Annotated in this window: 4 protein-coding genes and 1 pseudogene; 2 read left to right on the forward strand and 3 right to left on the reverse strand. The window is 62.5% G+C overall.

What is annotated here, in order from left to right; all coding sequences use genetic code 11:
* A pseudogene (locus ACLP25_RS00565) lies at positions 1-317 on the forward strand (hypothetical protein); the annotation flags it as partial.
* Positions 318-914: 597 nt separating this feature from the next.
* Here the strand turns inward: ACLP25_RS00565 and ACLP25_RS00570 are convergent.
* The 3 genes from ACLP25_RS00570 to ACLP25_RS00580 form a co-directional block, all read right to left on the reverse strand.
* Positions 915-1,697, reverse strand: a complete 783-nt coding sequence (locus ACLP25_RS00570) for a molybdopterin-dependent oxidoreductase (protein WP_442467304.1) — start codon at positions 1,695-1,697, stop codon at positions 915-917.
* Positions 1,690-2,559, reverse strand: a complete 870-nt coding sequence (locus ACLP25_RS00575) for a cytochrome b/b6 domain-containing protein (RefSeq protein ID WP_442467305.1) — start codon at positions 2,557-2,559, stop codon at positions 1,690-1,692. Before ACLP25_RS00575 ends, ACLP25_RS00570 begins: the two co-directional genes overlap by 8 nt.
* 83 nt (positions 2,560-2,642) lie before the next feature.
* On the reverse strand, positions 2,643-2,921 hold the full coding sequence (locus ACLP25_RS00580; RefSeq protein WP_442467306.1) for a pentapeptide MXKDX repeat protein: 279 nt from the start codon (positions 2,919-2,921) through the stop codon (positions 2,643-2,645).
* Positions 2,922-3,474: 553 nt separating this feature from the next.
* On the opposite strand from ACLP25_RS00580, the gene ACLP25_RS00585 reads away from it, so the two are divergent.
* Positions 3,475-3,780 (forward strand): transposase (locus ACLP25_RS00585; RefSeq protein WP_442467307.1); only part of this gene is annotated, 306 nt, incomplete at its 3' end.

A 3,780-nucleotide genomic window follows, 5' to 3' on the forward strand; every position in this document is an offset into this window, starting at 1 on the left:
TGTCGGCAACGCCCAATGCCAGCAAAAAGTCGGTAAGAAAAATTGTCGCAAAGAGCGGGAAGGCCACAGCGGGAGCAATGGCCGAGGCTCCGAAACAGCCGCTTTCTCCGGAACAGCCAGAGAAGACGGTGAAATTACCCGCCGCTCAGGAGGCGGCCACCGATCCAGTTGCCGCCGCGCCGACCGCGCCGCCGACCACCCCGATCACATTCGCCGCACAGTCTGTCGGTCAATTGACGCACGCGTTTGCCTATCTGACGCACTTGCCGGTGACGCTTATCCAACACGCCACCGATCCAAATACCGAAGCAAAGTAAAATCGCTTCGTCAGCGGGTTGGCACGGCCACGGGCAAGGGATCGAGCTGAGATCGTCAAGTCTTTGCAGCGCGTCGGGATCGGTAACCTGGCGCCCCCGGGGGCAGATAGTGCGTTTGTCCCCATCTACACTATCACGGCGTCTTTGCGCAGGCGGATGGGGGGATGGGGTCGACGTTGAGCGGGTCGTCGCGGGTCGCGACCGCGAACGTCGCAACTGGGCAGGTAAGCGGGCCTTGCCTGGTGTCACCTGTAGGCGCGGTGTCCGCCCGAAGCTGACGTCGGCCGCATCAAGTTAGGACGCCTCCGCGCGGCTCGTTTTGGGGCGCCGCGCCGAGATCGAGCCGGAGATCATTGGCGCGTGCGTTGAGCAATTTTGTTGCGGGCGGCGATGGAGCGAGTGGTCAACCGACAGACTGCCGAAACGCCGGGCCAACGCGAATGTCCTCTGTCTGCAACCGTCTACCGGCTGATGGGCATGTTCGCTTCCGGGGTGCTCAACATACCCGCCGTATGACGGGCTTGGGCGCCGAGCAGGGTCGCTGAGATTCGTTACCGCTTCTGACAGGCAGGATTGCGGTTGCAGGCTGGGCCTTCGTCAGATCCCGGCGTACCACTCGTAACCACGATCGGGCCAGAAGCCGCCCTTGCCGCGGGCAATCTTGTCGAGCCGGTCGGTAATCTCAATCCTCATCAGATATTTCGCTTGCTTGTAGCCAAGCTGGCGTTCGACCCGGAGCCGCAGCGGCGCGCCATGGCCAACCGTCAGCGGCGCATCGTTAAGACTGTGCGCCAGGATGGTCTGCGGATGGAATGCATCGATCAGGTCGATGCTCTCGTAATACTGGCCGTTACCGTCGGAGGCCTCCTCGTATTTGTCGGCGCAATGGAAAACGACGAAGCGCGCGTTCGGCAGCAATTGCGCCTGATTGAGCACATTGGCGAGCTGCGGGCCTTGCCATTTGCCGATGGCGCTCCAGCCCTCGACGCAGTCGTGACGGGTGATCTGGGTGCGTTGCGGCGCCGCCTTGAGATCGGCCAACGAAAGCGCCAACGGCTTCATGATGAGGCCATCGACTCTCAGGCGCCAGTCGGCGAAATGACTTTCAACAAGGGCGGCGTATTCCTCGCCGTCTGGCTTGTGCGTGCCGTTGACCTTGAACTCCGGCGACACAGCCGTGGAAGAGAATTCCCGGGCCAGGGAACGGCGGCCGCCGAGCAGACGCTGCGAGCCATAGGTCAGGTTTTCCGCGGAAGCGAGAAAGGACTCGAAATCCGGTGATTCCGAAAGTCCGTCGCCGCAGCCGCCAAGCAACAGAGAGCCGAAGCCCGCGGCGCCCAGCGTCAGAAAGCGGCGGCGGGGAAGCTGAAACTTACTCATGCTTGGCTCCCGGAAGGATGGCGAATTTTCCGGTGATCATCGAGCGCAGCTCATTGATCGGGCCGGCGAGGATGACCATGACGACATGCACGAAGATGAACAACACGATCAGATTGGCGGCGATGAAATGGATTGTGCGCGCCGACTGCCGGCCGCCGAACAGATCGACGAGCCAGGGCAGGATCGCGTCCATCGCGGGCGACATGGTGAGGCCGGTCAGAATCATCGCTGGCAACAGCACGCCGATGACGCCGAGATAGGCCATCTTCTGGAGGAAATTGTACTGCAGCGCCTCTTCGTCGTGCGGAAACTTCAGCCGCAGATGATCCAAAATGTCTTTGGCGATGGAGCTTGGTTTGAGCTGGCTGAGGGATGGAAGCAGGTCGCGGCGCAGGTGTCCGCTGGCGAGGCCGCCAAAATAGTAAACGAGCAGATTGGCGACGAAGATCCAGGCGAAAAAGAAATGCCAGCGCCGGCCGAGATGAAGATCGCGAAAGCCAGGCAGCGTCACGTAGCGCGGAAAGGCGCGCTCCACGACATCGCCGTCGGCGTTGCGAGAGGCGCCGAGGACGCCGGTGGTGGGGATGGTGACGGAGCCGATGCGGGCATAGCCGGTGAGGCTGCCGTCGTTCGCCTCATTGGCCCCGATCTCAAGCACTGCCGGATCGGCGTCGGCGCCGAATTGGCCCCAATACAACGCCGGATGCGCGTTGAAGATTTGCAGGCCACTCATCAGCAGGACAACGATGCAGGCAAGATTGATCCAGTGGGTGAGCCGAGTCAGCGCCGCATGCCGCTGCACCAGCAGCCGGCGCGGCGGCGTGGCTGACGTCAGCGTGGCGGTTTCGAGGACCTGGGTCATCCGAGGCTTCCTGTAACGTTCGGAAGTTAGAGCTACCCGTCCGCTCCCGCCGAGGCGCGGAGCGGACGCGCCTATGCCCTGACTTAATTCGAATCTTTCTTCATCGCGTCGCCCTTCATCGCGTCGCCCTTCATCGCGTCGCCCTTCATCGCGTCGCCCTTCATGGCGTCGCCCTTCATGGCGTCGCCCTTCATCGCGTCCCCCTTCATGGCGTCACCCTTCTTCATGGCGTCGCCCTTCATCGCGTCGCCCTGCGTGGCGTCGCTTTTCATGGCGTCGTCGGCGAAAGCGGCGCCGGCGAAGAACGGGCCGGCGGCGACGATGGCGATAGCGGCGAAGCGAGCGATTTTGCTGGAATTCATGGCGTGGCTCCTGTTTCGTTTGGCCCGATCGGGCGCGACTGACGACGCGGCCTGCAGCTTTGCAGGAGCGCGTTGCGGCGCCGTGCGGATTGGCGATTGCCGCCGTCCGTAGGCCCCTGCCTAAGATCGGCTGATCATGTCGAAATGTTACGCAGGCGCCGCAATTTTCGAGAAGAATCGACGCAGAACAGCATAGTAATAAAATAGACTTTCTCGAATTATGCGTCCGGTGAACTAGGCTTCTCGCCGCGTCGCTCTTGAATTGGCGGGATCGTCGATCGGATAGAGGTCGCTCATCGCCCGCGAGGCGTCCTCGGACAGACTATGCGGCACGATAGCAGCTAACGCGACCCGGATGTGGCCGCGCCCCAGCCATGCGCGATCACCCAACATCGCTCCGCCGGCTCGCGTATCGCGACGGGCACAGTTTTGTCGGGTGGATCGACCCCTTCGAGGGGCAAAACTCGCAACCGAGTGGAGTGGGCCCCTTGGGGCGGACAATCGGGCGGATTGGAATTGACCGTCGAGCCGGGCTTTCGAAAGAAGGAAGCCCATGGCCAAGCACCGCACGCACAGCATCGAGTTCAAGCGCCAGGTCGCTCAGGAGTTCTTGGCCGGCGAGACCCTTCACGGGCTCGCCAAGCGCCACGACGTCTGTCGAAACCTGATCCGGGTCTGGGTTCAGAAGTACGAGGCCGGCGCCTTCGATGAGGATGCCGCCGCAGCCGACCTGCTCCAGCACTACGAAGCCCGGATCGCGGCGCTCGAACGTCTCGTCGGCAAGCAGGCGTTGGAGCTCGAGTTTCTAAAGAGGGCTGTGAAAAACGCACAGCGGCCGAGAAGCGCGACGACGTCCGTC

The sequence above is a fragment of the Roseiarcus sp. genome, from assembly GCF_052145395.1.
Taxonomy (GTDB): Bacteria; Pseudomonadota; Alphaproteobacteria; order Rhizobiales; family Beijerinckiaceae; genus Roseiarcus.